At 73.1% G+C, this 26,185-nt stretch carries 19 protein-coding genes; 10 read left to right on the top strand and 9 right to left on the bottom strand.

The annotated features are described in order from the left end of the window. Positions 1-36: 36 nt before the first annotated feature. On the top strand, positions 37-984 hold the full coding sequence (locus AC1DPN_RS04805) for a glycosyltransferase family 2 protein (RefSeq protein ID WP_477083556.1): 948 nt from the start codon (positions 37-39) through the stop codon (positions 982-984). Further along, on the top strand, positions 981-3,284 hold the full coding sequence (locus AC1DPN_RS04800) for a hypothetical protein (protein WP_477083555.1): 2,304 nt from the start codon (positions 981-983) through the stop codon (positions 3,282-3,284). Before AC1DPN_RS04805 ends, AC1DPN_RS04800 begins: the two co-directional genes overlap by 4 nt. Here AC1DPN_RS04800 and AC1DPN_RS04795 read toward each other — a convergent pair. From AC1DPN_RS04795 to pseB, 3 genes are read right to left on the bottom strand one after another with little or no spacing between them, the layout of a single operon-like run. Further along, positions 3,269-4,711, bottom strand: a complete 1,443-nt coding sequence (locus AC1DPN_RS04795) for a lipopolysaccharide biosynthesis protein (RefSeq protein WP_477083554.1) — start codon at positions 4,709-4,711, stop codon at positions 3,269-3,271. The two genes, AC1DPN_RS04800 and AC1DPN_RS04795, sit on opposite strands and share 16 nt — an antisense overlap. A gap of 9 nt (positions 4,712-4,720) precedes the next feature. Beyond that, the gene (gene pseC / locus AC1DPN_RS04790; RefSeq protein ID WP_477083553.1) at positions 4,721-5,851 is read right to left on the bottom strand and encodes a UDP-4-amino-4,6-dideoxy-N-acetyl-beta-L-altrosamine transaminase; all 1,131 of its coding nucleotides are present in this window, start codon (positions 5,849-5,851) and stop codon (positions 4,721-4,723) included. A gap of 10 nt (positions 5,852-5,861) precedes the next feature. Further along, positions 5,862-6,845 (bottom strand): UDP-N-acetylglucosamine 4,6-dehydratase (inverting), encoded by a 984-nt coding sequence (gene pseB / locus AC1DPN_RS04785; protein WP_477083552.1) that lies wholly within the window; start codon positions 6,843-6,845, stop codon positions 5,862-5,864. An 88-nt stretch (positions 6,846-6,933) separates the two neighbouring features. On the opposite strand from pseB, the gene AC1DPN_RS04780 reads away from it, so the two are divergent. Together AC1DPN_RS04780 and AC1DPN_RS04775 are read left to right on the top strand one after the other, a co-directional pair. Beyond that, on the top strand, positions 6,934-7,701 hold the full coding sequence (locus AC1DPN_RS04780) for a cytidylyltransferase domain-containing protein (protein WP_477083551.1): 768 nt from the start codon (positions 6,934-6,936) through the stop codon (positions 7,699-7,701). After that, positions 7,701-9,110 carry a GNAT family N-acetyltransferase gene (locus tag AC1DPN_RS04775; protein WP_477083550.1) on the top strand — a complete coding sequence of 470 codons (1,410 nt, stop codon included), beginning with the start codon at positions 7,701-7,703 and terminating at the stop codon, positions 9,108-9,110. Before AC1DPN_RS04780 ends, AC1DPN_RS04775 begins: the two co-directional genes overlap by 1 nt. Before the next feature lie 4 nt (positions 9,111-9,114). Here AC1DPN_RS04775 and pseI read toward each other — a convergent pair whose 3' ends face one another. Together pseI and rfbD are read right to left on the bottom strand one after the other, a co-directional pair. Continuing rightward, on the bottom strand, positions 9,115-10,173 hold the full coding sequence (gene pseI, locus AC1DPN_RS04770; RefSeq protein ID WP_477083549.1) for a pseudaminic acid synthase: 1,059 nt from the start codon (positions 10,171-10,173) through the stop codon (positions 9,115-9,117). Next, positions 10,170-11,015: a dTDP-4-dehydrorhamnose reductase gene (gene rfbD / locus AC1DPN_RS04765; protein WP_477083548.1), complete on the bottom strand. Its 846-nt coding sequence runs from the start codon at positions 11,013-11,015 to the stop codon at positions 10,170-10,172. The genes pseI and rfbD overlap by 4 nt, the downstream gene beginning before the upstream one ends. Before the next feature lie 113 nt (positions 11,016-11,128). On the opposite strand from rfbD, the gene AC1DPN_RS04760 reads away from it, so the two are divergent. From AC1DPN_RS04760 to AC1DPN_RS04740, 5 genes are all read left to right on the top strand, one after another. Beyond that, complete coding sequence (locus AC1DPN_RS04760; protein ID WP_477083547.1) at positions 11,129-11,869, top strand: glycosyltransferase family 2 protein; 741 nt, start codon at positions 11,129-11,131, stop codon at positions 11,867-11,869. Next, positions 11,866-12,252 (top strand): DUF2304 domain-containing protein, encoded by a 387-nt coding sequence (locus AC1DPN_RS04755; protein ID WP_477083546.1) that lies wholly within the window; start codon positions 11,866-11,868, stop codon positions 12,250-12,252. Before AC1DPN_RS04760 ends, AC1DPN_RS04755 begins: the two co-directional genes overlap by 4 nt. Before the next feature lie 8 nt (positions 12,253-12,260). Then, positions 12,261-13,514 (top strand): hypothetical protein, encoded by a 1,254-nt coding sequence (locus tag AC1DPN_RS04750; protein WP_477083545.1) that lies wholly within the window; start codon positions 12,261-12,263, stop codon positions 13,512-13,514. Beyond that, on the top strand, positions 13,511-14,530 hold the full coding sequence (locus AC1DPN_RS04745; RefSeq protein ID WP_477083544.1) for a glycosyltransferase family 2 protein: 1,020 nt from the start codon (positions 13,511-13,513) through the stop codon (positions 14,528-14,530). Before AC1DPN_RS04750 ends, AC1DPN_RS04745 begins: the two co-directional genes overlap by 4 nt. Positions 14,531-14,700: 170 nt before the next feature. Continuing rightward, on the top strand, positions 14,701-16,266 hold the full coding sequence (locus AC1DPN_RS04740; RefSeq protein ID WP_477083543.1) for a DUF2142 domain-containing protein: 1,566 nt from the start codon (positions 14,701-14,703) through the stop codon (positions 16,264-16,266). Between the two features lie 8 nt (positions 16,267-16,274). Here the strand turns inward: AC1DPN_RS04740 and AC1DPN_RS04735 are convergent, their stop codons facing one another. Beyond that, positions 16,275-18,776 (bottom strand): SpoIID/LytB domain-containing protein, encoded by a 2,502-nt coding sequence (locus AC1DPN_RS04735; RefSeq protein WP_477083542.1) that lies wholly within the window; start codon positions 18,774-18,776, stop codon positions 16,275-16,277. Between the two features lie 147 nt (positions 18,777-18,923). Between AC1DPN_RS04735 and AC1DPN_RS04730 the strand changes: the two genes are divergently transcribed. After that, the gene (locus tag AC1DPN_RS04730; RefSeq protein WP_477083541.1) at positions 18,924-21,308 is read left to right on the top strand and encodes a DUF1906 domain-containing protein; all 2,385 of its coding nucleotides are present in this window, start codon (positions 18,924-18,926) and stop codon (positions 21,306-21,308) included. Between the two features lie 38 nt (positions 21,309-21,346). Here AC1DPN_RS04730 and AC1DPN_RS04725 read toward each other — a convergent pair whose 3' ends face one another. The 3 genes from AC1DPN_RS04725 to AC1DPN_RS04715 form a co-directional block, all read right to left on the bottom strand. Next, positions 21,347-23,233, bottom strand: coding sequence for a methyltransferase (locus tag AC1DPN_RS04725; protein ID WP_477083540.1), 1,887 nt, complete (start codon positions 23,231-23,233; stop codon positions 21,347-21,349). Positions 23,234-23,277: 44 nt separating this feature from the next. After that, positions 23,278-25,182: a glycoside hydrolase family 99-like domain-containing protein gene (locus tag AC1DPN_RS04720; protein WP_477083539.1), complete on the bottom strand. Its 1,905-nt coding sequence runs from the start codon at positions 25,180-25,182 to the stop codon at positions 23,278-23,280. A 175-nt stretch (positions 25,183-25,357) separates the two neighbouring features. Further along, positions 25,358-26,185 (bottom strand): rhamnan synthesis F family protein, encoded by an 828-nt coding sequence (locus AC1DPN_RS04715; protein WP_477083538.1) that lies wholly within the window; start codon positions 26,183-26,185, stop codon positions 25,358-25,360.

The following is a 26,185-nucleotide window of genomic DNA, read 5'->3' as shown; positions in this document are numbered from 1 at the left end:
TCCGGGGCGGCGGCCCGCGTGAGGCATCCTTGTCCCGTGAACGTCAGCGTCGTCATCCCCTGCTACAGGTCGGAGGCGACGATCGGCAACGTGGTCGAGGGCATCATCGCCACGTTCGCCGACGGCACCACGGTCGACGCCTTCGAGATCGTGCTCGTCGTGGACGGCAGCCCGGACGGGACCGCCGCGGTCACGCGGCAGCTCGCCGAGAAGCACGCCGAGGTCCGCGCGGTCGAGCTGCGCCGCAACTACGGCCAGCACAACGCCCTGCTCGCCGGGATCACGCGGGCGCGCCACGAGGTCGTCGTCACGATGGACGACGACCAGCAGCACCGCCCCGAGGAGATCGGCGCGCTGCTCGCGCCGATCGCGGCCGGCACCGCGGACCTCGTCTACGGCGTCGCACGGGTGGAGGAGCACGGACTCTGGCGGTCGGCCGCCTCGCGCGGCGTCAAGCGCACCCTCGCGCTCGCCGGCGTCCCCAAGGCCGAGGACGTGAGCGCCTTCCGCGCGTTCCGCACCTCGCTGCGGGACGGGTTCGAGAGCGTCGAGGACCCGTACATCTCGCTCGACGTGCTGCTCTCCTGGACGACCACGTCGATCGACCGCGTGACGGTCGAGATGGACCCGCGGACCGTGGGCGAGTCGTCGTACAGCATCCGGGCCCTGGTCCGGCACTCGATCAACATGGTGACGGGCTACAGCAACGTGCCGCTGCGGATGGTCGCCTGGCTCGGCGGTCTGTGCGCGCTCATCGGCGTCGTGCTCGGCATCATCGTGGTGTGGAAGTTCGCCACGGGCGACACCACGGTGGCGGGCTTCACGACGATCGCGGCGATGGTCGCCCTGTTCTCGGGGGCGCAGATGCTCTCGCTCGGCGTGATCGGCGAGTACCTCGGCCGGCTGCACACGCGCAGCATGGGCAAACCCACGTTCGTCATCCGCAACGACACCGGGGCCCAGGACCCGGGCGCCGACTCGTGACGGCGTCGACGCCGACCGCCGAGCACGCTCTCAGGTTCTGGTCCACGTCACACCTGCTCCGCTACCTGCCCGCGGTCGTCGCGGTGCTCGCGTGCCTCGGGCTGCTGGCCCGGTACGACACGCCCGCCACGGTCACCCTCCTCTACGTGCTCTACGGCATCGTCGCGGTCGCCCTGCCCGGGACGCTCCTGTGGCGCCGCGTCCGCGGGCCGGCCACGTCGTTCGTCGAGGACGTCGCCGTCGGGACCGCGGTCGGGCTCGCGATCCAGGTGCTCCTGGCGTACGCGCTCGCACCGCTCGGGGTGTCCCGCTTCTCCTGGGTCTGGGCCGTGCTGGTCCTCGCGTGGTTCCTCCTGGTGCCCGCCGAGCGGGCTCGTTCCTGGACGCGGCCCGGACCGCGCGGCACGTCGGTCGCGAGCGCCTGGGTGCAGTCGGCGGCCGTCGCGGCGAGCGCCCTCTGGTTGAGCGCCACGTCGCTGGCCCGTGACCCCGTCGTGGCGGTGGACGGGACCGGCCCCTGGGTCCGTGCCGTCCCCGTGACCGCCTACGTAGACCTGCCGTTCCACCAGTCCATCGCGGCCGGCATCGACCGCACCTTCCCGCTCGTGTACCCCTACCTCTACGACGAGCCGCTGAACTACCACCTGTTCGCGTACGAGCACCTCGCGGGGGTCACGCGCGCCACCGGGATCGACCTGACGTGGGTGCTGTTCCGGCTCGACCCGATCGCCCTGGTCGCGCTCGCCGTGGTGCTGGTCGGCGTCCTCGCGCGCCGGCTGTCCGGACGCTCGCTCGCTGCGCCGGTCGCGGCCGTCGTCGTCACGCTCTCGTCGGCCGTGTCGGTCTACGGCTGGTCGGCCACCCCGTTCCAGAGCCCCGGCCTGCTCCAGTTCGCCACATACCGGAGCCCGACCCACACGTTCGGCATGCCCCTGTTCCTCGCGATGCTCGTGGTGGCGACACCCCTGCTCCGGGGACGTCTGACTCGCCGGGGGCTCCCTCTGCTGGTCGTGCTCACGGTGCTGGCGTTCGCGACCGCGGGGTCCAAGGCGACCTTCCTGCCCGTCCTCGTCTGCGGGCTCCTGCTGGCCGGCGTGGTCCAGCTCGTCCTGCGGCAGCGCGACCGGGCGCTCGCCGTGCTGGCCGTCGGGGCAGTCACGTGCGCGGCCCTGGCCTTCTCGACCCTCGTCATCCTCGGCGGCCAGTCGGGCAGCCTGCTGATCGACCCCCTGCGGCTCACCAGCTCGTTCGCGATCGTCCCCGCCTCCGGCGCCACCTTTCCCGAGCACGCGGCGCTTCTGACCGCGATCGCCCTGTGGGCGTGGCTGTCGGCCGGCATCGGCGTCCTCCTCCTGCTGCGGAGACGCCAGCTCACCGACTCCGCGTTCTGGATGGTGGTCGGATCGGTCGTGGCCGGCACCGCCGCGGCGCTGCTGACCGCCGCCAACGGGTTGAGCCAGCTGTACTTCCTCTACGCCTGCTGGCCGCTGCTCGGGATCCTCACCGCGTGGGGCCTGGTCGAGGCGAGCGCCAGGCTCGGTCGGCCGGCCGCTGTCGTGCTGCTCGGTGCACTTCCCGTGGGCGCGGTGCTGGCCTGGGGAGTCACGCACCTGAACGGGACCGACCAGCCGACGCACGTACCGGGCGGCTTCCCATACCGCGCGATCCTCGGCCCGTGGCTCGTGCTCCTGGTGCTCGCCACGCTCGTCGCGCTCGGCGTCGGGCTGCTCGCCGGCCGCTCGCGGACCCGCGGCGCGGCCGCCGCACTGGGCGCCGCCACGCTCGTCGCGCTGATCGCAGGCGGCTCGCTCACGGTGCGCGCGCACGACGTCGCAGCCGCAGCGAAGCAGGTCGCGACGGACGCGCCGGTCGAGAGCGAGGGCTGGGTCGTGCCGCGCGGCGGCGCGCTCGCAGCACTCGCCCTGCGCGACCAGGCCGGCACCGACGACGTCGTCGCCACCAACGCGCACTGCTACGGCCCGCCCGACAACTGCGACTCCCGGCACTTCTGGGTGTCGGCTCTGACCGAGCGCCGGACGGTCGTCGAGGGCTGGGCGTACCCGGAGGGGTTCCACGAGGGCCAGACGCGCACGTCGCCGTTCTGGGACCAGGCGCGGTACCTGGAGAACGAGGCAGTGTTCACGAGTCCGTCGGCGGACGCGGTCGACGCGCTCGTGCGCGACTACGGGGTGCGCTGGTTGTTCGTCGACCGGACGATCGCCCGCGAGAGCCCGGACCTCGCCCGGTATGCAGACCTGGTGCTCGAGAACGACGACGCGGCGGTCTACCGGGTGGGCTGACCGAGCCCGCCGACCGACCGCAGCAGCCGACGACCGGCGAGCGCGCAGCCGGCCGTGAGCACCACGACCGCGGCCACCCGCCACAGCGCCGCGGCACCGTGCACGGGCAGGAGCGCCCCGAGGACCACCGACGCCACCCAGGCGGCGCCCGTACCGAGCAGGACCGGCGGCCACCACGGCGGCTGGGCGACCTTGCGCTGCAGCGCCGTGGTGAACAGGGCGAGGAAGAGGTACGTCACGAGGTAGCCCGCGCCGACGCCGACCAGCCCCCACGAGCCGGCCGTGAGCGCCGCGAAGGCGAGGCCGATCGCCACTGCCAGGGGCGTCGTCAGGGCCAGTCCCGTGGTGACCCCGCGGGCGAACACCAGGTGCGCGCTCGCCAGGTAGAGCACCGACGGGACGGCGGACGCGCTCGCGACGGCGACGACCGGCACGAGGGCGTCGGTGTCGAACGAGCCGGGTGCGGCCAGCCGAAGGATCCACGGCGCCAGGAGGCCGATCGCGCCGGCGATCACGAGGATGACCAGGGCGATCGAGCGGGTCGTCTCGTCGAGCACGCGACCGCGGTCGGCGGGTGCCGTGCGGTAGACCAGCGGTGCCCAGGCGTTGTTGAGGCCGGCGGTGACGACCGTCGCCCCGGCGCCGAGCGTGAGCGCGACGTTGGCGCGGCCACCGTCGCCGAGCATCCGGTCGGCGATCACGACCAGGCCGGCGAGCGCCAGGTACAGGCTGACCTGGTGCGGAACGGTCGGGATCCCGATCCGCAGCGCGGCGCGCAGGGCCGCGAGGTTGCCGTGGGAGGGACCGGATCGCGCGACGACGACGAGACCGAGCACGCCGGCTGCGAGGAAGCCGCCGGCGACGCCGAGCAGGTACGTCGTCGCGGTCCGCTCGCCGGCGACGACAGCAAGCAGGCCCACCACCGGGCCGACCAGGCTGGCGAGAGCGGCCAGCGCGATGAACGGCCCGGGCCGGTCGGCACCGCGCAGGTAGGCCTGCGCCAGCACCATCCACGCCCCGCCGAGGCAGGCGACGAGCGCGAGCGTCAGCTCGGTCGAGGCGGGCCGGCCCAGCACGAGGGGCGACCACCAGGTCGCGGTGAGCAGCGCCAGGGCCGTCACCGCGGCCGACAGCACGGCGCTGCGGAGCACGAGCGCCCGCGCACCGACGGCACCGCCGGCGGCCAGCACGTACTCCCGCGTGATCGCGGCGCCCATGCCGAGCGCCACGAGCACGAAGCCGACCTGGATGACGACCGTCGCCACAGCCACGAGGTCGTACTGCGCGGTCGGCAGCACCCGGGTCACCACGGGGATCACCGCGACGGCCGCCAGCGCCGGCGCCGCGGTGGCGATCGTGTAGAGCGCGCCGTGCCCGAGGACGGTCCGGGACGCAGAGGGGCCGACGGGGAGCGACGGGTCGGTCATCGCGGTCGCCTAGCGGCCGAGGACGGCGAGCCGCACCTGCTCGATCACGCGGTCCACATCGGCGTCGGTCAGGTCGGGGAACAGCGGCAGGGAGATCTCCTGGCTGTAGTACAGCTCGGCGTTCGGGCACTCCCCGCGGCGGTAGCCCAGGTCGGCGAACACCGGGTGCCACGACGCCGGGACGTAGTTGACCTGCACGCCGATCCCCGCACCGCGGAGCGCGTCGAACACCTCGCGGCGGCGTCCGTCGAGCACGCGCAACGGGTACAGGTGCCAGGCGGGCTCGGCCTGCGCGCGGTGCGCCGGGGTCAGCACGCCGTCGAGGTCGGCCAGGCCGGCGTCGTACCGCGCGTGGATCTGCGCACGTCGGGCGGTGAAGGCGGCGAGGCGGCCCAGCTGCGAGGTGCCGAGCGCGGCGAGGACGTCGGGCAGGCGGTAGTTCAGCCCGAACTCGTGCACCTCCTGGTGCCACGCGCCCTCGTCCGGCCAGCGCTGCTCGGCCCGGTCACGCACGAGCCCGTGGTTCTTGAACCGGCGGGCCCGCTGCTCGAGCGCCGGGTCGGACGTGACGACCGCGCCACCCTCGGCGGTGGTCAGGTTCTTCGTCGGGAAGAACGAGAGGGTGGTCAGGTCGGCGAACGAGCCGACCGGCCGGCCGTTCCAGGTGGAGCCGATCGAGTGGGCGGCATCCTCGAGGAAGAGCGCGCCGTTCTCACGGGCGACTGCGGCGAACGCCTCGGGCTCAGCCGGCAGCCCGGCGTAGTCGACCGCGGCGATCACCTTGGTCCTGGGCGTGATCGCCGCGCGCGCCGCCTCGACGGACAGGTTGCCCGTGTCCGGCTCGACGTCCGCGAACACCACGGTGGCACCGTGCAGGGCAGCAGCCGCAGCCGTGGCGACGAACGTCAGGGGCGTCGTCACCACCTCGTCGCCGGGGCCGACCTGGGCTGCGGCGTACGCGACGTGCAGCGCGGCGGTGCCCGAGGTCACGCTCACCGCGGCGCCCCCGCCCACGTGCCGCGACACCGCCTGCTCGAACGCCTCCACGGCCGGGCCGGTGGTCAGCCAGTCGCTGCGTAGCGCGGCGACGACGGCCGCGACGTCGTCGTCCGAGATCGACTGACGTCCGTACGGCAGCATGCGCGGGCCCTCAGGCGAACCGCGCGACCATGTCGCGCAGCTCGTCGGTGCTCAGCCAGAGGTCGTTGGTGTCCGAGCGGTACGTCCAGCCGTCCTCGACCGGTTCGCCGTCCGCGGGCGTCTCGTAGCCCCAGCCACCGACGTAGGGCATCACCACGTACCGGTCGCCCAGCCGCACGGTCCGGCGCGAGTCGTCCGGAGCGATCATCTCCTCGTGCAGCTTCTCGCCGGGGCGGATGCCGATCTGGTGCATCGCTGCGCCGGGCGCGACCGCCTGTGCCAGGTCCGTGACCTTCATGCTCGGGATGCGCGGCACGTAGAGCTCGCCGCCCGTCATCAGCTCGAACGAGTCGAGCACGAACTGGACCGCCTGCGGCAGCGTGATCCAGAACCGGGTCATCCGCATGTCGGTGATGGGCAGCGAGGCACCCTCCTCGGCCAGCTTGCGGAACACAGGGATCACCGAACCGCGCGAGCCCATGACGTTGCCGTAGCGCACGACCGAGAACCGGGTGTCGTACGCGGCGGCGTAGTTGTTGCCGGAGACGAACATCCGGTCGGCGCACAGCTTGGTCGCGCCGTAGAGGTTGATCGGGCTGGACGCCTTGTCGGTCGACAGCGCGACCACCTTCTGCACGCCCGCGTCGATGGCGGCGTCGATGACGTTCTGGGAGCCGTTGACGTTCGTCTGCACGAACTCGAACGGGTTGTACTCCGCGGTGTCCACCTGCTTGAGCGCGGCCGCGTGCACCACGTACTCGATCCCGTGCATCGCACGGTCGAGGCGCTGACGGTCCCGGATGTCGCCGATGAACCAGCGCAGGCGGGGGTCGTCGCCGAACTGGCGACGGACCTCGTACTGCTTGAGCTCGTCACGGCTGAACACCACGAGCCGGCGCGGGTCGTGGTGGTCGAGCACCTCCCGCAGGAACGCCTTGCCGAACGAGCCGGTCGCTCCGGTGACGAGTATCGAGGCGCCGGTGAGCAAGGACATGCGAAGGACTCCTGGTGGGACACGGTGGGGACCGACGGGTGCGGCGCGCACGAGCGAGGTCGCGCACGCGATAGAGCATCATGGCACGGTGCACCCGGACCCCCGCGCCGCGTCGACCCGCCCACAGCGCCGGGTCGTCGCGGTCGTGCAGGCGCGGACCGGCTCCTCCCGGCTGCCCGGAAAGGTGCTCCTGCCGCTGGCGGGACGCCCGGTGCTCGGGTGGGTGGTCCGCGCCGCCCTCGCGGCCGAGGGCGTCGACGAGGTGGTCGTCGCCACGTCCGAGGCGCCGGGTGACGACGCGGTCGCTCAGCTCGCCCACGAGCTCGGCGTGCGCACCGTCCGAGGCAGCGAGCTCGACGTCCTGTCCCGCTTCGTCCGCGCCCGCGACGTCACACAGGCCGACGCGGTGGTCCGGCTGACAGCCGACTGCCCCCTGCTCGACCCCGCGCTCATCTCGGCGACCGTCGGGGCCTGGCGCGCCGACCCCCGCCTGGACTACGTGGCCACGACGCTGGTGCGCACGCTGCCCCGCGGCCTCGACGTCGAGGTCGCCTCCGCCGCGGCGCTCACCGCGGTCGACGCCACGGCGACCGACCACCACCGCGTGCACGTCACGTCGGCCCTCTACGCGAACCCCGGCGAGTACCGGACGCTCGGCCTCGTGGTCACGCCGCCCGCCCAGGACCTGCGCGTCACGCTGGACACCCCCGAGGACGCCCGGCTCCTCGCCGCCGTCACCGAGGTCCTGGGCGACCGCCCCCCGCCGTGGCGGGAGCTCGTCGCCCTGCTGCGCGACCGACCCGACCTGCAGGCGCTGAACGCGGACGTCCGGCAGAAGTCGATCGAGGAGGCCTGATGCGGGTCGTGCTCCGGTGCGACGCGTCAGCGGGTTCGGGCGTCGGGCACCTCGTGCGCTGCCTGGCTCTGGCCGAGGAGGTCGCGGCCCGCGGCGGGACCTCGGTGCTGGTCGGCCACATCGAGGCGCCGCTCGCTCGTCGTCTGGTCGCTGCGGCCGGCATCGAGGTGCTCGAGCCTCCGGCGGCGGACAGCCTGCTCGACTGGTCCTGGCTGCAGGGCGCGGACGTCCTGCACGTCGACGACTACGCGCTCGGCGCGCTCGGCCGGGGCGACGACCTCGTCACGTCGTCGATCGAGGACGGGCCGTTCGGGCGCCGGTCGGCGGACGTGGTGGTCGACTCCACCCTCGGCGCCGAGGCGGCGGGACGGCCCACGGACGACTCCGACGAGGTGCTGCTCGGCATCCGCTACGCGCCTCTGCGGCACGCCGTCCTCCGCGCGCGCGACGTCGTGCGCGGACCCGACGGTCCCCTGACGGTCCTCGTGGTCCTCGGCGGCACCGACCCCGCCGGCGCGACCGACCCGGCGACTCGGCTGGCCCTCGAGGCGGGTGCGCAGCGCGTGCTCGTGGCGGGCCACGGGACGGTCGTCGACGAGCGCGTCGAGCAGCTCGGCCCCCAGGACGACCTGCCTGCGCTCGCCGCCACCTGCGACGTCGTGGTCAGCGCCGCCGGGACGTCCGTCTGGGAGCTCGCGTGCGTCGGCGCGCCGGCCGCGATCGTGCAGGTCACGGAGAACCAGTCCGCCGGCTACCGGCGCGCGCTCGACGCGGGGCTCGCGGTCGGACTCGGGAGGGTCGAGGACCTGGACGACCCACAGGCGAGACACACCCTGCGCGAGCTCGTCGGCGACCCGGACCGCCGGGCCGCGCTCCGCCGGACCGGCCGCTCGCTCGTCGACGGCCGCGGCGCGGCGCGGGTGGTCGACGCCTGGGAGCGCGCCGTGCGCGGGCAGGTGCGGGTGCGGCCGGCGGTCGCCGAGGACGCGGACCTGCTGCGCCGCTGGCGCAACGACCCGGACACCCGTGCCATGTCACGTACCGACGACGTGGTGGAGCCCGACGCCCACCGCCGATGGCTCGACGCCGTCCTCGCGGACGAGAGCCGCCTGCTGCTGCTCGCCCGCGTCGGTGACCTGCCGGTCGGCACCGTGCGTTTCGACCGCGAGGCCGCCGACCTCTGGGAGGTCTCGATCACGATGTCGCCCGAGGTCCGCGGGCGCGGCCTCGCGCGTGCGGTGCACGACGCGGCGCAGCGCGCATGGCGACGCGAGGTCGGAGCCGGTCCGCGCGTCCTGGCCTGCGTTCGCCCGGACAACGCGGCATCGGCCCGGCTCTTCGTCGGTGCCGGGTACCGCCGGGAGCCTGAGCGCCGCGCCGACGGGCTCGACGCCTACGTCCTGGACTGATCCGTCAGACGAGGTCCCAGGTCAGGGCCGTCCCGCGAGCCGCGTCGACCCGGAACGTCCGGCCGAGCACGGTGTCGAGATGGACCGGCTCCAGGCCGCCTGCGGGGCGGATCGAGCGCACGTTCGCCGGCGTCACCACGTCGCCGGCGCGCACGTCGGTCACGACGTACAGCGACCGACGAAGGCGACCGCTCTCTGCCTCGCCCGCCGTCGGCTCCAGCTGCACCGTCCCGAGCGCCTGCCACGCGCGCTCGGTCTCGACGGCCAGGGCGGTGAGCTCGGCCGGCTCCAGCGAGAAGTCCGAGTCGACACCGCCGTCCGCGCGCGCCAGGGTCACGTGCTTCTCCACCAGGCACGCGCCGAGCGCCACGGCGGCCACGGCGGCACCGATCCCCGCCGTGTGGTCGGACAGACCGACGACCACGTCGAACGCGTCGCGGATCACGGGGATCGAGCGCAGGTTCGACTCGGTGGGCAGGGCCGGGTACGACGACGTGCAGGCCAGGACGACGACCTGATCGTTGCCCTCGGCGCGGATGGTGCGGACCGCGGTGTGCACGTCGGCCGTGGTCGCGGCGCCGGTCGAGATGATCACCGGCTTGCCCGTGCGCGCCACCCGACGCAGCAGGGCGATGTCCCCGATCTCGAGGGACGCGATCTTGTAGACCGGTGCGCCGAGCTCCTCGAGCAGGTCGACCGCGGTGTCGTCGAACGGGCTCGAGAACGGCACCAGCCCGTGCTCGCGCGCGCGCTCGAAGATCGGTGCGTGCCAGGCCCACGGCGTGTGCGCCTCCTCGTACAGGGCGTAGAGGTTCTTGCCGCCCCAGAGGCTGTGGTCTGACGAGACCCGGAACGCGGGACCGTCGTGGTCGATCGTGATCGTGTCGGCCGTGTAGGTCTGCAGCTTGACGGCCTGCGCGCCCGACGCCGCGATCGCGTCGACGATGGCGAGCGCACGGCCCAGGTCGCCGTTGTGGTTGCCGGACATCTCGGCGACGACGAACGGGCGGTGGTCGGCGTCGACGGTGTGCTCGCCGATCCGTACGCTGCGCCCGGCACTCATGCCAGCACCCCCGCCGCGGCGGAGCGCCACTGCTGCGCCCAGTCCCCGATCGGTGTCACGCCCGCCGCCTCGAGCGAGGCGTGCCCCAGGACGGAGTACGCCGGTCGCGGTGCCGGTCGGACGAAGGACTCGCTCGTGGTCGGTTTCACGATCTGCGGGTCGAGGCCCGCCGCCGCGACGACCTCCTGCGCGAACCCGTGCCACGACGTGCTGCCCGACGCGGTGCCGTGGTACGTGCCGGAGGGCGCGCGGGCGTCGACCAGGCGCACGATGAGGTCGGCGAGGTCGACGGTCCACGTCGGCTGCCCGACCTGGTCGTCCACGACGTCGAGCCCGCCGCGCTCCCGCGCCACCCGCGCGATCGTCTTGGGGAAGCAGGGCCCCCCGGCGCCGTACAGCCACGCGGTCCGCACGATGAGGTGGTCCGGCGCCTCGGCGCGCACGGCCCACTCCCCCGCCGCCTTGGTGCGGCCGTAGGCAGAGCGCGGCAGCACCGGGGCACCGTCCTCGTAGGGCTGCGTCGCGACGCCGTCGAAGACGTAGTCGGTGGAGACCTGCACCAGGCGCGCTCCGCCCGCTGCAGCCGCGCGGGCAAGGTTGGCCGCCCCGACCGCGTTCGCCGTGAACGCCCCGGCCTCGTCGGACTCGGCGTCGTCGACCGCGGTCCACGCCGCGCAGTTGACGACGACGTCGTGCCCGGCGACCGCGGCGAGAGTCGCCTCCGGGTCGGCGATGTCCAGCTCGGCCTTGCCCACCGCGGTCACCGTGTCGCCACGAGCCGAGAGCTGCGCGACCAGGTCCTGCCCGAGCATCCCGCGGGCACCCGCCACCAACCAGCGCACGTCTTCTCCTTGCGTCGTCCCGTCCTGCGTCCGTGGTCAGGGTAGTCGCGCTCCCGCCGCGGTCCCGTGCGTCCGGCGCTGAGGCCGCAAGGTGCTCGACTAGAGTGCTCCGCGTGTCCAGCCCGATCTCGCGCGTCCTCGTCGTGCTGCCCGCGTGGAACGAACAGGTCGCCCTGCCGGCCGTGCTGGCGGAGGTGAGCGCGGTCGCACCCCAGGTCGACGTGCTCGTCGTGAACGACGGCTCCACCGACCAGACGTCGGCCATGGCGCGCGCGGCGGGCGTCGCCGTGCTGGACCTCCCAGTGAACCTCGGCGTCGGCGGGGCGATGCGGGCGGGCTTCAAGTACGCGCTGCGGCACGGGTACGACGCCGTGATCCAGCTCGACGCCGACGGCCAGCACGACCCGCGCAACATCGCCGACCTGCTCACGGCCGTCGCCGACGGGGACGCTGACGTCGTCATCGGCGCGCGGTTCGCGGGCACCGGCGAGTACCGGGCGCGCGGTCCTCGGCGCTGGGCGATGAGCGGCCTGTCCGCCGTGCTCTCGCGGCTCGTCGGCACGAGGCTGACCGACACCACGTCCGGCTTCAAGGTCTCCGGGCCGCGGGCGGTGCGGCTCTTCGCCGGCAACTACCCGGCCGAGTACCTCGGCGACACGGTCGAGTCGCTCGTGATCGCGCACCGGGCCGGGCTCGTCGTCCGTCAGGTCGGCGTCTCGATGCGGCCGCGCGCAGGTGGCGAGGCCTCGCACGGCCCGGTCAAGGCGGCGGTGTTCCTGCTGCGAGCGGGTCTCGCGCTGGCCGTCGCGCTCACCCGCCCGGCGACGCCACTGCCCGGCGAGCTCGTCGCGTGAGCGGCTACCCGTTCGCGCTCGCGCTGTGCGTGCTCACGTTCGCGTTCCTCGTCTGGCTGCTGCGCTCCCGCCGCCTGCGCGAGAAGTACGCGGCCATCTGGCTGGTCGTCCTCGCCGTCATCATCGTGCTCGGTGCGTTCCCCGGCGTGCTGTTCGGGCTTGCCGAGGCCGTCGGGGTGGAGACCCCGTCCAACCTGCTGTTCGCGTCGAGCCTCGTCGTGCTGCTCTTCGTCTGCATCCAGCTGAGCATCGAGATCTCACAGCTCGAGGAGGAGACCCGGACGATCGCCGAGGAGCATGCGCTCCTGGCCCGGCGTGTGGAGCTGCTCGAGAGCGGTTCGACGGCAGACGACACGACGAACGGCCAGGACCTCTCCCCGTGACGTCGTCCATGACCGCGACCCGTCGGGTCTCCGGCGACGTCCTGTGGGTCGGCGCCGGGATCGGTGTCTACGGGCTGTCGTCGTTCGCGTTCCTCGCGATCGCGGCGCAGACCATGGGCCTCGGGGCGCCCTATACCGCGCTCGCGCTCATGTGGACGCTGCTCAACGCGATCGGCATCGGGCTCTACCTGCCCGTCGAGCAGGAGTCGGGCCGGAGCATCGTCTCGCGACGCTCCCTCGGCCACCCGACCGCGTCGGCCCTGCGCGTCCCCCTGCGGTACGCGGGCTCGTCACTGCTCGTGATCGCCCTCGTGGTGGCCCTGGCGAACACCTGGTTCACCGACGAGGTCTTCGACGGCCAGTCGGGCATGACCTGGGTCTTCGTCGTCGCGCTGGCCGGCATGGCGCTCGCCTACCAGGCCCGCGGCGTCCTGGCGGGCACCGGCAGGTTCCCGCGGTACGGCCTCCAGCTGGGCGTCGACGGTGCCCTGCGCGTGGCCGGAGCCGTGTTCCTGGCGGTGCGGGGGCTCGACGGTGCCCTCTGGTTCGGCGCGGTCCTCGCGCTCTCGCCGTTCGTCGCGACCGCCGTCACCTTGATCAAGGCCGGCCCGCTGCTCACGCGCGGCCCCGGGTTCCGGTCGACGACCGTCATGACACCCCTCGTGCTGGCCTCGATCACGTCGCAGGCCCTCGCGAACGCGGGACCCGTGGCCGCCCAGCTGCTCAAGGGTCCAGGCGAGGAGGCCGCCGCCGCCAACCTGGTCAACGCCCTCACCGTCGCCCGGATCCCCCTGTTCCTCTTCGCCGCCGTCCAGGCGGTGTTCCTGCCACGCCTCGCGCGCTACGTCGCGCACGACGAGCGCGGCGGCTACGTCGGAGCGCTGCGCACCGCGACGTTGCTCACCGCCGTGATCGGTGCGCTGGGGGTCGCGGCCGCTGCGCTCGTCGGGCCGCAGGTGGTGCAGCTGCTCTTCGGGCACGACTTCGCGATCGGGCGCGGCGACATCGTGCTGCTCGGCGCCTCGGCGGCCCTGTTCATGAACACGCAGGTCCTCGTCCAGGGCCTGCTCGCGAGGTCGCGCGACCTCGCTGCCGCAGCCTCCTGGTCCGTCGGCCTGCTCGCTCTCGTCGCCGCGCTCGCGATCCCGCTCGAGCTGACCCCGCGGGTGGCCCTGGCGCTCACGATCGGGTCCGCCGCAGCCCTGGTCGCCGCCGCGGTCGCGCTGCGGCAGACGCTGCACCGGTGGTCGGAAGCCTCATGACGGGCCCCGACGTCTCCGTCGTCATGCTCGCCTTCGGCGCCGAGCCGTACCTGCACGACGCCGTGGCCGCCGTCCTCGCGTCGACCGGCTGCACGGTCGAGCTCGTCCTCGTCGACAACGGCTGCACGAGCGACGCCGTCGCGACGCTTCCGGCCGACGACCGCGTCCGGGTGCTGCGACCCGCCCGCAACCTCGGGTTCACGGGCGGTGTCGAGCTCGGGATCGCCGAGGTGCGGGCACCCGTGCTCGCCCTGGTCAACTCGGACGCGATCGTCGCGCCCGACGCGCTGACGGAGCTCGCGCGCGCGCTGGACGATCCGGGCGTGGGTCTCGTCAGTGGCCAGATCCGGCTCGCTGACGACCCCGCGACGATCAACTCCGTGGGCAACCCGGTGCACGTGCTCGGCCTGTCGTGGGCGGGCGGCATGGGCGACCCGGTCTCGGCGCACGGCACCGGCACCCCGGTCGCGAGCGTCAGCGGCGCCTGCATGGCGGCGCGCACCAGCACGTGGCGGGAGCTCGGCGGCTTCCCCGTGCCGTTCTTCGCCTACCTCGAGGACCTCGAGATCAGCTGGCGCTCGTGGCAGCGCGGCCTGCGCGTCGAGTACGTGCCCACGGCCGTGGCCGTGCACCACTACGAGTTCGGGCGCAGCCCCCTGAAGATGTACCTGGTCGAGCGCAACCGGCTGCTCTTCCTGGCCACCTGCCACCAGGCACGCACGCTCGCACTGCTGGCCGTGCCGCTGCTGGGCTTCGAGCTGGCGATCTTCGTGGTCGCGGTGGCGCAGGGCTGGTGGCGGCAGAAGGTCGCCGGATGGCGCTGGTTCCTCACGCACCTGTCGTGGGTCCGGGCACGACGCCGCGAGGTGCAGTCCGCCCGTCGGGTGCCGGACCGCGAGCTGGCCGGGCTGCTGACCGACCGCTTCGACCCCGCGCAGTTCCCGCTGCCCGCCGGTGGCTCTGCGGCCGAGGCCGTGCTGCGCGCGTACTGGAGCCTCGTCCGCCGGTTCCTGTGACCGAGGTCCCAGATGTCGGCACGATGTGGCGAGGATCGCACGTGCGGACGGGGTGATGTCGGTCCCGTGACGCGTGTGTGGCCCGAGAGGCCGCGCGCGCCTCGTACGCTTGGGGCGCCTTGAGGCGGCCCGCCGCCGCCGACCGTCGACAGAGGACTGCCAACGTGCCCGTGCGAACACCACCCGGCGCGTCCTGGCCTACCTCTCGGTCGATCGCCGCGGGCGTCCTGCTGCTCGCGATGATCGCGGCGTGGGCGGTGGCGATGCCGCTCATGTCGTCGCCGGACGAGCCGAGCCACGTGATCCGGGCGGCCGCCGTGGCCCGCGGCCTCGAGGGCACCCCCGGTACCGGTCCGATCAACGCCGACGAGCCCGGGGTCCCCACCCACGTCGAGCTGCCGTCGCGCCTCGTGGCCGTCACCGAGCTCACCTGCTTCCGGTTCGAGGAGACGGTTCCCGCCGACTGCTCAGCCGCCCCCGTGGACGAGGTCCGACCGGGCGTCGCCATCGGCACCACCTACGCGGGCAGCTACCCGCCGCTCTACTACGCGCTCGTCGGGTGGCCGTCCCTCGTGCTCGACGGCCCGGCCGCCGTGTACGCGATGCGGCTGGTCAGCGCCCTGCTCACCGGCGCACTCGTGCTCTGGGGCATCAGCACGCTCGTCCGCACGACCGGCCGGAGCACCGCACTCTGGGCCGCCGCGATCGCCCTGACCCCGATGTGCCTCTTCCTGTTCGGCACCGTGAACCCCAACGGCCTCGAGATCGCCTCGGCGTTCGCCTTCTGGGCTGCGTGCCTCGGGCTCGTCCGCGGCGGGCCGACGGTGCGCACCGCGGTGCTCGTGCAGGCCGCGGTCGCGGGTGCGCTGCTCGTGCTGGTGCGCACGTCGGGACCCCTGTGGGCGGTGCTCATCGTCGGCGTCGCCCTGCTCTGCGCCCAGCCCGGGACGCTCCGGGTCCTCGTCCGAAGCCGGGCCGTCTGGTGGGCCGTCGGCGTCGCGGTCGTCGCCGGGGTGCTGGCCGCGGCCTGGATCGCCACGCACGGCTCGATCGTCACCACGTCGGGTCGGTCGCCCGAGCTCGCCCAGCCCCGCCTCGTCGTCGCCGTCATGCTGCTGTCGGTCCCGGCGCTCGTCGAGCAGATGATCGGAAACTTCGGCTGGCTCGACACCGAGGCGCCGTTCCCCACGACCGACGCCTGGGTGGCCGCGCTCGCGGTCGTCCTGCTGCTCGGCCTCGCCGTCCGCCGTGCGCGCCGCCGCAGGGTCGCGCTGCTCGTGCTCCTGGGTCTCCTCGTCGTCGTGCCGATTGCGCTCACCGTCCCCACGGCCGAGGCGGCCGGGATCATCTGGCAGGGCCGCTACTCGCTGCCGCTCGCGATCGGCGTGCCGCTCGTCGCCGTGCCTCTCGTCGTCGCCGGGTGGGCCGAGGTCCGCGCGCTGGTGTTCCGCCTCGCGGCCGTCGTCGTCGTGCTCCTCGGGGTGGGCCACGCGTTCGCGTTCTACTGGGCCGAGCGCCGGTACGCCGAGGGCTCGGAGGGCTCCTGGGCCACGCTGCACCCCGACTGGAGCTCGCCGCTCGGCTTCCTGCCGATCGTCCTCGTCTACGGGTTGCTCACCGTCGCGCTCGTCGTCCTCGTGGTGCGGGACGTCGTGGCGCCGGCGACCCGGCCGGGCGCGCCCGAATCGCTCGTCGCCCCCGTCCCCGAGCCGCAGCTCAGCCCGGTGGCCGCCTGACTGACGGGCTAGTGCGCCGGGACAGTCACCGTGCGACACGCGAACGCGGTGTTCGTGCCCACGCCGGTGTTCGCCACGGTCACGCACACCCGGTGCGAACCGGCGGCCGCCGCGACGACGCCGTCGAAGCCGAACGCGCTGCCGTACAGCGGGTAGGCCTTGCCGACGTCGGCACGGGAGAGCGACGCCCGCAGGTACTGGCCCTTGCCGTCCACGGCGACCCAGACGTACGGCGACGCCGTCGTGTCGGGGTCGATGGCCCAGCCCTTGACGTGGACACCGGTCGACACGCCCTCGACGACCTCGAGGTTGCCGAACGGTGAGCCTCCGGGCACGACCGTCGTGCGGCAGCCGAGCGCGGTGTCGGGGCCGGCCGGCCCGACGTTGATCGACGTGACGCAGACGGTGTGCGTGCCCGGCGCGGCGGCGACGACCGTCGAGTAGCCGTGCAGAGGGCCGAGCCTGGGGTTCGCCGCAGCGACGTCCGAGCGGCTCACGTCCGCGCGCGCCGGAGCGCCGTGCCCGTCGACGTTCAACCACACGTAGGTGGGAGCCGTCGTGTCCGGGTCCAGTGCCCAGCCGCTGACGAGCACGCCGCCCGGGCGTCCGGCGACGACCTCGGACGTGCCGCGCGGAGCCGCGCCGGGGACCTTCACGGTCCGGCACCCGAGGCTGGTCGCTGCGCCGGACGGGACGTCGAGGGCCCGCGCGCACACCTGGTGCGAGCCGGGAGAAGCGCTCGCCGAGAGCCGGTACCCGTGGTCGGGACCGGCTCCGGTCACGGCCGCCGCCACGTCCGGCCGCGACCCGTTCGCGGTTCCGCTCTTCACGACCTTGCCGTCGACGAGGACCTGCATGGACAGCGACGTCGTCAGCGCGTCCGGATCGACCGACCAGCCGGTGACCGTCACCTTGGACACGGCCGCCCCGGTGGCCGCAGTCCCGACCGCGGCGTCGATCGAACCGTATGGAGCGCCCGAGGTCACCGTGACCGTCTGGCACCCCAGGCTGAGGTTCGCGCCGGACCCGACGTTCAGCACCGTCACGCACACCGACCTCACGCCGGCCGGGGTCGGGAGGCTCACGTCGAAGCCGTGGAGCGGGCCCGACGCCGGGTAGGCCGACCCGACGTCCGGCCGCGAGAGGTTCGCGACCACGTCCTTCACCAGGCCCGCGTAGGTCACACGGACGCTCACGGGCGCGGTGGTGAGGTCAGGGTCGAGCGCCCAGCCCTTGACGCGGACGGTGCCCGACCCGCCGGCGACGAGCTCGAGGTTGCCCAGCGGCACGCCGACCGACGTCGGACGCCACCAGCTCGAGAGCAGCCCGAACGCGGGAGTCGAGACCGTCGCGGTGCCCGTGGTGCACTCCAGCTTGGCGGACTTGATGCGGCCGCCGAGGTCTCCGAGCCCGTCGCGCGTCAGCACCATCCTCTGGAGCTTCCCGCCCGACGGGCACGAGGCCTCGACGCGGGCGACGGACAGGGTCGAGGTCCAGCGGGTGCGGGTGTCCCCCGGCGCGGTGCCCGAGTACGGGTCCGCCTTGGCGACGAGGTAGGGCTTCGACCCGGCCTTGGAGTAGCCGCCGTTGGTGGACGAGAACTGGGTGAACGCGGGACCGCCGCCGTAGTAGCGGGCGATCCGGGCGGTGGCAACGATCGCGGCGTCGGTGCCGGACGCGAACAGCTCGGTGACCGTTCCGCCCGCGGTCGACGACGCGGCGCCGCCGTAGACCTGGCAGCTCGTGGTGTCGCAGATGTCGGCCGAACCGGTGGTGGAACGGACGGAGAGCGCGTAGCTGCGGGCGGCGACAGCCTGCGCCTGGAGCGCGGCAGGGGCCCAGCTCGAGGGCGACTCGCGTGGCACCACGCCCCGCAGGTACTGCTCCATCGGCACGTAGTTGATGACCTCGAGCGCCGTCGTGCTCGTCGCCGAGGCGCGCAGCTTCCCCGGGTAGCGCACGCCGGTGCCGGTGCTGCGGTACGCCCACACCTGGGTGCCGCCTGCGCCGGTCACCTCGACGGGGCCGACCACCGTGGTGACGCCGCCGATCGCCAGAGGTGTCTGGGTGGCACCCTGCACGACGGTCGTCGTGAACCCGGCCGACGTCCGCTTGACGAGCACGCGCGCGCCCGCGGGGACCGCTGCGCTCTTCGTCGAAGCGACATCCTTGACCACGAGCGAGCCACCGGGCACCGGGCCCATCGTGGCGGACGCGCCCGCGAGCGCGGAGAGGCGGACCTTGAGGGGATAGTCCTGACCGATGTCGAACCGCGTGGTCCCCGGGTAGTAGAAGTCGAGGATCTGCTCGGCCGTCAGCCCCTTCAGCGCAGCACCCTGGGCGCCCCACTGGGACATCCCGATGCCGTGGCCCCAGCCGCGGCCCTCGACCGCCCACGATCCGGAGGCGGGGACCGTGACCACGTCGTCCGCCTGAGCGGACGCGGGGACCAGCACCAGCGCCAGCACCACGGCTGCGACCGTCGCGGTCGCTCGGATCACTCGTCTCATCTCACACTCCCAGGCGCTGCATGCCGCCTGTCGGCGCGGACGAGGAGCAAAGTAACGCTCTCGCGGCACACCGGCAGCGTTGTCGGTCGGCGCGTCGAACCAGCCTAGGCTCTCTGCCTGCCGCAAGCGCCAAAAGGGGATCGGACGATGTTGCACATACCAGGACGAACCGCACTCACCGCGTTGGGTCTGGTGCTCGCACTGGCCGTCACAGCCCTTCCCGCCGCTGCCGACGAGCCCGTCTCGCCCGAGCCGAGCGCCTCCTCGACGGTCGCGGACGAGCCCGTCTCCCCCGGGCCGAGCGCCTCGTCGGCAGTCGTCGACGAGCCCGTCTCCCCTGTGCCGAGCGCCTCCTCGGCCGTCGTCGCCGACCCTGTCTCACCCGAGCCGAGCACCGCGTCGACCGTCCCGGACGAACCCGTCGCCGCACCCGGCACGGGGCCCGAGCAGGCGACCTACGCAGGGGTCACCCTCGACGTCCCCGAAGGTTGGGCCGTCGTCGACCTCGACGCGGATCCGACGGCGTGCGTCCGGCTGGACGTCCACGCTGTGTACCTGGGCACGCAGGGACCGGCGCCCCGGTGCCCGTCGACCCTCGTCGGTCGCTCGTCGAGCATCCAGCTCCAGACCGTCCCCGCCGAGCTGCCCTACGGCACCGTCACGCTGGCGGCCGGTTCCGCCCCCGCGCTGACGGCCGCCCAGCAGACCGCGGGTGAGCTCGTCGGCGTGGTCGCCGGGACGCGCGTGCTGGTCACGGTCTCGTTCACCGGCGACTTCGCGACGCTCGCTCCGGTGCTCGCCACCCTGCAGGCCAGCCCGGCGCCGGCTGCACGCTTGGCAGCGGGTCCATCGGCCATGGCCGTCGCGGCCGAGACGGCACCGCTCGATGCCTCCTTCACGCGGTACTACGGCAAGGGCTTCGACGCCTGCACGGCGCCGACGCTGTCGACCATGGCCGCCTGGGGCGCGTCGCCGTACCGATCGATCGGCGTCTACATCGGCGGGGTCGCACGTGGCTGCGCCCAGCCCAACCTCACCGCGAGCTGGTTGCGGAGCCTCGCCTCGACCGGCTGGCACGCGCAGCCGATCTACGTGGGGCTCCAGGCGCCGTGCTCGCAGTTCGGCAGCCGGATCACCTATGGCAAGGAGTGGGACCAGGGCCGCGCCGCCGCGCTCGACGCGATCGCCCGCGCCCAGGCGCTCGGCCTCGGGGCCGGCTCGGACATCTTCTACGACATGGAGAGCTACCCCCAGGGCCCGCAGTGCAGCGGCTCGGTGCGCGCCTACCTGTCGTCGTGGACGAGCACGCTGAAGTTCAACGGCTTCACGTCCGGCGTGTACAGCAGCCTGTCCACGGGCATCGAGGACCTCGCCTCCGGAGCCGGCCAGCCCGGGTTCGTGCCGCCGGACAAGATCTGGATCGCCCGGTGGAACGGGGTGCCGAGCATCTACGGGCACGAACCGTCGGTCGCGGACAACCAGTGGGCGCCGTACAGCCGGATGCACCAGTACAACGGCGGCCACAACGAGACCTTCGGCGGCGTGACGATCAACATCGACAACAACCTGCTCGACACCGATCCCAACCGCGGCAGCCCCACCGGCCAGATCGACACGGTCACCACGACCCCCGCGCGGATCACCGCCACGGGCTGGGCCATCGACCCGGACACCTCGAACCCGATCATCGTGCAGCTGTACATCGACGGCGTCTACGCCGCGATGGTCTCCGCGAACGGTGCCCGGCCGGACGTGGGCGCGGCGTTCCCGGCCGCCGGCCCGAACCACGGCTACTCGGTGCAGGGCAGGACGACAGCAGGCAAGCACTCCGCGTGCCTCTACGCCGTGAACAGCGGGCCCGGGACGAGCCGGCAGCTCGGCTGCCGCACGGTCACGGTGCCGAGCAGCAACCCGTTCGGCCAGATCGACCTGGCCAAGGGCACACCGGGCAAGGTCACGGCCAGCGGGTGGGCCATCGACCCCGACACGGCGTCGCCGATCATCGTGCAGATGTACGTGGACGGGTCGCGTCACGCGCTGACCACCGCGAACGCGGCCCGGTCGGACGTCGGCAAGGTCTTCCCGGCGGCGGGGCCGAACCACGGCTACACGATCAGCCTCTCCGCGCCGACCGGGACGCACACGGTCTGCGTCTACGCGATCAACACCGGGCCAGGCGTCTCGCAGCTCCTCGGCTGTCGCACGGTCTGGGTGCCGTCCTCCGACCCCATGGGCCACGTGGACGGGCTGAGCGCCTCGGGAGGCACCATCACGGCCCGAGGCTGGGCCATCGACCCGAAGACGACGGCGCCGATCATCGTGCAGATGTACGTGGACGGCTCGAGGTACGCGATGGCGTGGGCCAACATCTCCCGCAGCGACATCGCCGCCGCCTTCCCGGGCTACGGCGCCCAGCACGGATTCAGCCTCTCGCTGGCCGCGTCACCAGGGACCCACACCGTCTGCGTCTACGCGGTGAACTCCGGCGTCGGTCCGAGCCCGACCCTCGCCTGCAGCAAGATCACGGTCTGATCGTCTGAGGGCGCCGCTCGAGCGGCGCCCTCAGACCGTCAGTGCCGGCTGAAGCGAGCCTTGACCTGGCCGAGCCGACGCTTGACGCGCCGACCCAGCAGCCGCAGCGGGTGGTCCCGCAGGCGCCGGATCTCGGCGTGCGCGCTGTCGAGCTGGACGTGCAGCGTGTCGAGCAGCGCCCGGGCCTCGTCGAGCTGGGCGCCCGTGGCGAACAGCAGGTCACGGGTGGCCACCGCGTCCTGCAGAGCCTCGGACTCACCGGCCCACGCCCGCTGCGGACGCACGCCGTGCTCGGCGTGCTCCAGCTGCCGGTGCAGCTCGGACCGGACGGCCCTGCGGATCACGTCGTGGTGCGGCGTGCCGATCGCGGCACCCCCGACCGTCGACTGCAGCTCGGCCTCGACCTCGATCGCCTGCCCGATCTCCTCGACCGACAGCTCCTCACCGGCCAGACCGGCGATCCGCTGGACGAGCGCGAACGGGCTGTCCACCGCCCAGACCTCGAGCGGCGTCACGGCCAGCAGGTCGCGCGAGAGCAGCAGGGCGCCTCGCACCACGGCCTCGCGCGGCGAGACCGACTCGGAGCGCCACTCGTCGTCGATGATGCGTGGCACGTCGCCGACGTAGTGGATGTTGTGCGGCAGCACGTCGAACGGGGTGCCTTCGGTGCTGACGGCGGTACGGCCGCGCAACAGCTCGGCCCAGACACCGACCTCCGCCTCGAGCGTGCCCGGTGCCGCGAGCAGGCGGTCGACGAGCGACGGCCCCTCCTCCCAGCGCTCCGAGTACGGCAGCACGGTGATCCCGTCCGCGGAGCCCGACCCGAGCCGGCGGCTCGTGATGACGACCTCGTCGACGTCTCCGCAGACGGTCTTGACCACCTGGAACGGTCGCCGGCGACGCATCGAGAAGTAGCGGGCGAGCTGGTCCGGCGCCCACAGCGCGGGAGCGGTCTCGTCGCCCGCGGTCCCGGCGATCACCAGGAACGAGTTGCTGAACTCAGCACCAACACCGGCGTCGACCAGCTCCTGCCACAGCTTGCCCTCGTCGAGCAGGACGGGCCTCGGCACCACCCAGTCCGGGCTGGGGAACTGCGGCGCGTGCACGGCCAGGCTCGGCGCGGCCGCCAGCAACGAGTCGTCCAGCACCACGCGCGTGAGCTTGTAGTCGGGGAACGCTCCCAGCACGGTCGACCCCGTGTAGCCGGCCTTGGTCATCAGGTTCGCCAGTCGGCGGCGGCTGAACGTCCGCGCGGGCCCGTCCTGCGGGTACCCCTCGACGGAGTGGAACACCTCTCCGGAGTGGTCCTCGGGCGCACCTGCGAGGTACTTGGCCCCCAGCTCGTTCTCGATGGCGAGCACCAGCCGGCCACCGGGCAGCAGGGTGCGGCGCAGCTGCTCGAGGAACTCGACGTACGGCGCCTCGTCGTTGCCGCCGTTGCCCACGTACTCGAGCACCCCGACGACGACCACGAGGTCGTACGCGGGGACGGCGGGCAGGTCCTGGACCTCGGCGTTGACCACCGTGACCCCCGGCAGCTCCTCCGTGCGACGCGCGGCCACCCGGGCCCGGGCGAACGTCGGCTCCAGGGCGTCCACGTGCGCGCACGTCTCGCCGAGGTAGCGCGTGATGGCGCCGCAACCCGCACCGATCTCGAGGACGAGCGCGTCTGCGGGCAGGTCGAGCGACCGGATGACGTTGGCCCGCGACGGGGACAGGTGGTACTGCTCGGGCCAGTTCGTGGCCGTCGCGAACAGCTCGTCGCTGAGGGAGTCGAGAGGCAGGCCCGTGCCCATGCGCTCGAAGAGGACGTCCTCGGAGCCGTCAAGCCACGTCGCGCCCGTCTCGCGGACCACCCGGACACCGTCGACGACGGTGTGCGGGAGCCCGCGCAGCGGTGTGGTGGGTGCGTCGGCCTGTGGCACGGGTACTCGCTCTCGGTTCAGAGAAATCGGGGTCAACGGCGCTGTCACCCCTGCACGACGTCGCGCACGGCGCAAAGATACCCGTACCCGTGACGTGTCGTGGGCTCCAGCACAGCACCCTCGGCCCACTCGTTCCACGCGTTGACGAACACGAGCCTCTGCTCGGGCTCACGGCACTGGACGGCACGCGCGGTGGCCGACAGCCAACGGCGGAACGTGTACGGGTTCGAGCCGTGCCAGATGTCCGACGCCCACTGCCGGCGCGCCGTGTTGTCGAAGTTCACCATCACGGCCGGGTACATGGCCGGGTCGAGCTTGCCGAGCTTGCGCTCGGCGTCGTCGACCATCGCGCCGTAGCTCAGCAGGTTGCCCCGGAACTCAGCGTCCGCGCCCAGGTCGGCGTAGTCCACCCAGTCCCAGTGCGCGTTGTGCGGCGGGAATCCGTGGGTGCCGTCCAGGCCCGCGGTGGCGGCTGCACGGTCGAGCCCGTCGAACTCGCGGGCGACGTCGACGTTGACCAGGAGGAGCTCGCCGATCCCCTCCTCGCGCGCTCTCGTCCGCCAGTGCGCGAGCACCGCCGGGTAGTCCGGGATCTGGGAGATGCGGTAGACCGAGATGAGCTTGCGGCCGTCGACCGTGAGGTACCTCGGGTCCCGGAGGAACTCGAGGATGTCCTCGATGAACTCCGTGGCCGGCACCCGCTCGTAGTCCTGCCCGATGAGCAGGTCGGACGACCGGCCGTCCCACCGGCGCGTCCAGTTCTCGTTGGCCCACATCAGGCAGAACGTCTTGGGCGTCGTGCCGGCGAGCAGGGACTCGACCGGCATCGACAGCAGGCGCTTCCCTGCGAACCAGTAGTAGTAGTACATGAAGCCCTCGACGCCGTGCGCGGTGGCCAGGTTCTGCTGAGCGTCCCGGATCGCGTCGAGGCGCAGGTCGTAGAAGCCCAGGTCGGCGGGCAGGAGCGGCTGCTCGTGGCCGGGGTAGACCGCGTGCGCCGCCGTCACGTTCTGCCACTCGGTGAAGCCGGCGCCCCACCAGCGGTCGTTCTCGGGCGTCGGGTGGAACTGCGGCAGGTAGAACGGCACGGCCCGGATCCGACGCTCACGGGGCGCGTCGACCGCGTAGCGCTCGGCCCGGGCGGGTGCGCCGGAGACGGAGCGCCGCTCCTCGACCCGCAGGCCGGCCTCGGCGCTCAGCACGCCGACGAGTCGCTCGAGCGCATGGGCGGTCGTGCCGTCGACCTGACCCGCCTCGGGCTCGAAGTCCTCCGCCGTGAGGGCCATCGACCGCAGCCCCTGCAGCACGATGCCGCGGACCCAGTACATCGAGCCGGCCGGGAACCGCAGCGTGGACGGCGTGAGCCGGATGCCGAGCCGCTCCAGCAGGTCGCGAGCCGCCGGCTCGTCCCCGCCCCAGAACTCCGGGCCGAGCACGCTGCCGTCGGCCGTGACGACGCCGAGGTCGGGGTCGTCCGCGAACGCGCCGAGGATCTCCCGCACGTTGCCCTCGCTGGCGAGGAGTGCGTCGAGGAACGAGTCCTTCCACTCCGTGCCCGAGCCCCCGAGCTCCGCGTGCTCCGCGCGCCAGGCGCTGCGCTTGGTGTGCACCTTGAGCACCAGGTCGTACGGGTCGAGCAGGCCGGCGTTGACCACGCCGATCATCGGAAGGATGTCGCGGCCGTGGTTGGGCGCCTCGAGCACCGCGACCTGCCGGATGGTCGGCAGCTCCGTTGCGTCGATGGTCACGGTCGAGCCGGACGAGTTGGTGACGAGGAGGTCCACCTGCACCGGAAGGTGCACGAGCTGCGCGAGCAGCTCCGGGACCAGCTCGGGGTAGTGCACGTGCATCAGGACGGCGATCCGCGACGGCTCGGCGAACGGGAGCGCCGGGTGCACCCGCCAGGCGTCCGGGAACGCACCCGTGCGCCGACCACGCTCGCGGCGCACCCACGACTCCATGCTCGTCCGCGTGCCGGTGTCGGGCCGACGCGGCCGGGTGCCCGCGATCCGAGCACCGACAGCGATACGTAGTCGCTTCGCACGGCCGACGAGGCCTGCTCTGGTGATCCGTCTCATGCTGTGGTGCCCTCCTGCGGCAGCTGTGGCGACCGGTGTCGCCCGTTCACGCTTCGACCCACTCCGCGGGGTCCGCGCCGAACCGCGACAGCAGCTCGTGCACGATCTGGTCACCGTCCGGTGCCAGCTCCGGGGATCGCACGATCTCCCGCTTCACGAACGGCCAGCCACGATCGAGCAGCGTGCGCCACCCGGCGATCGTGGGGTTGTCGGCCGCGTCGACCACGGTAGGCGCCGGGTAGGCGGCGTCGACCGTGAAGCCTTCGGCCCGCAGCAGCCGGGCCAGGCCCAGCTCGTTGCGGTGGATGACGAGCTGCTTGTCCTCGTAGTGCCGCACGTCCGCCCAGAACTGCCGCAGCGGCGCCTCGAGCAGCACGCCCCGGCGAAAGCCGAGGAAGAAGCTCTGCGCATGGCGCGTGAACTGCATCGTCTCGGTCAGACCCCAGACGTCGGCGGGGGACGCGTGCAGCTGGTCGAGCAGCGGCTGGAAGGACGCGAACGGCCCGGCCAGGCTGTCGTTGGTCAGCACGACGTCACCGCGGCCCGCGACCTCGGGGTAGAGGTGCAGCCCGATCGCCCACGAGCCGAAGTCGTACCCGACGTTCGGCTTGCGCAGGACCGTCACGTCGGTCAGGTCGAGGTCCCCCCAGCGCAGCGGCTCGGTGAACGTCGAGCTCGACACCACGATCAGCCGGTAGCCGGCCTCGAGGAACTCCTCGACATAGCGCCGTACGGACCTCGTCACCTGCGGCGACGTCGCATGGTGGGCCATGACGACCACGCGCTCGGACCCCCCGGGCGCTCGCCCGGCATGCTCGACCGTGGTCGCACCGCCCGCCAGGTCGACCACCCGCGGGTAGGAGGAGCCGAGCAC

It is taken from the genome of Cellulomonas sp. P4_H4 (genome assembly GCF_056400865.1).
This window is presented reverse-complemented; position numbering and strand designations above follow the sequence as displayed.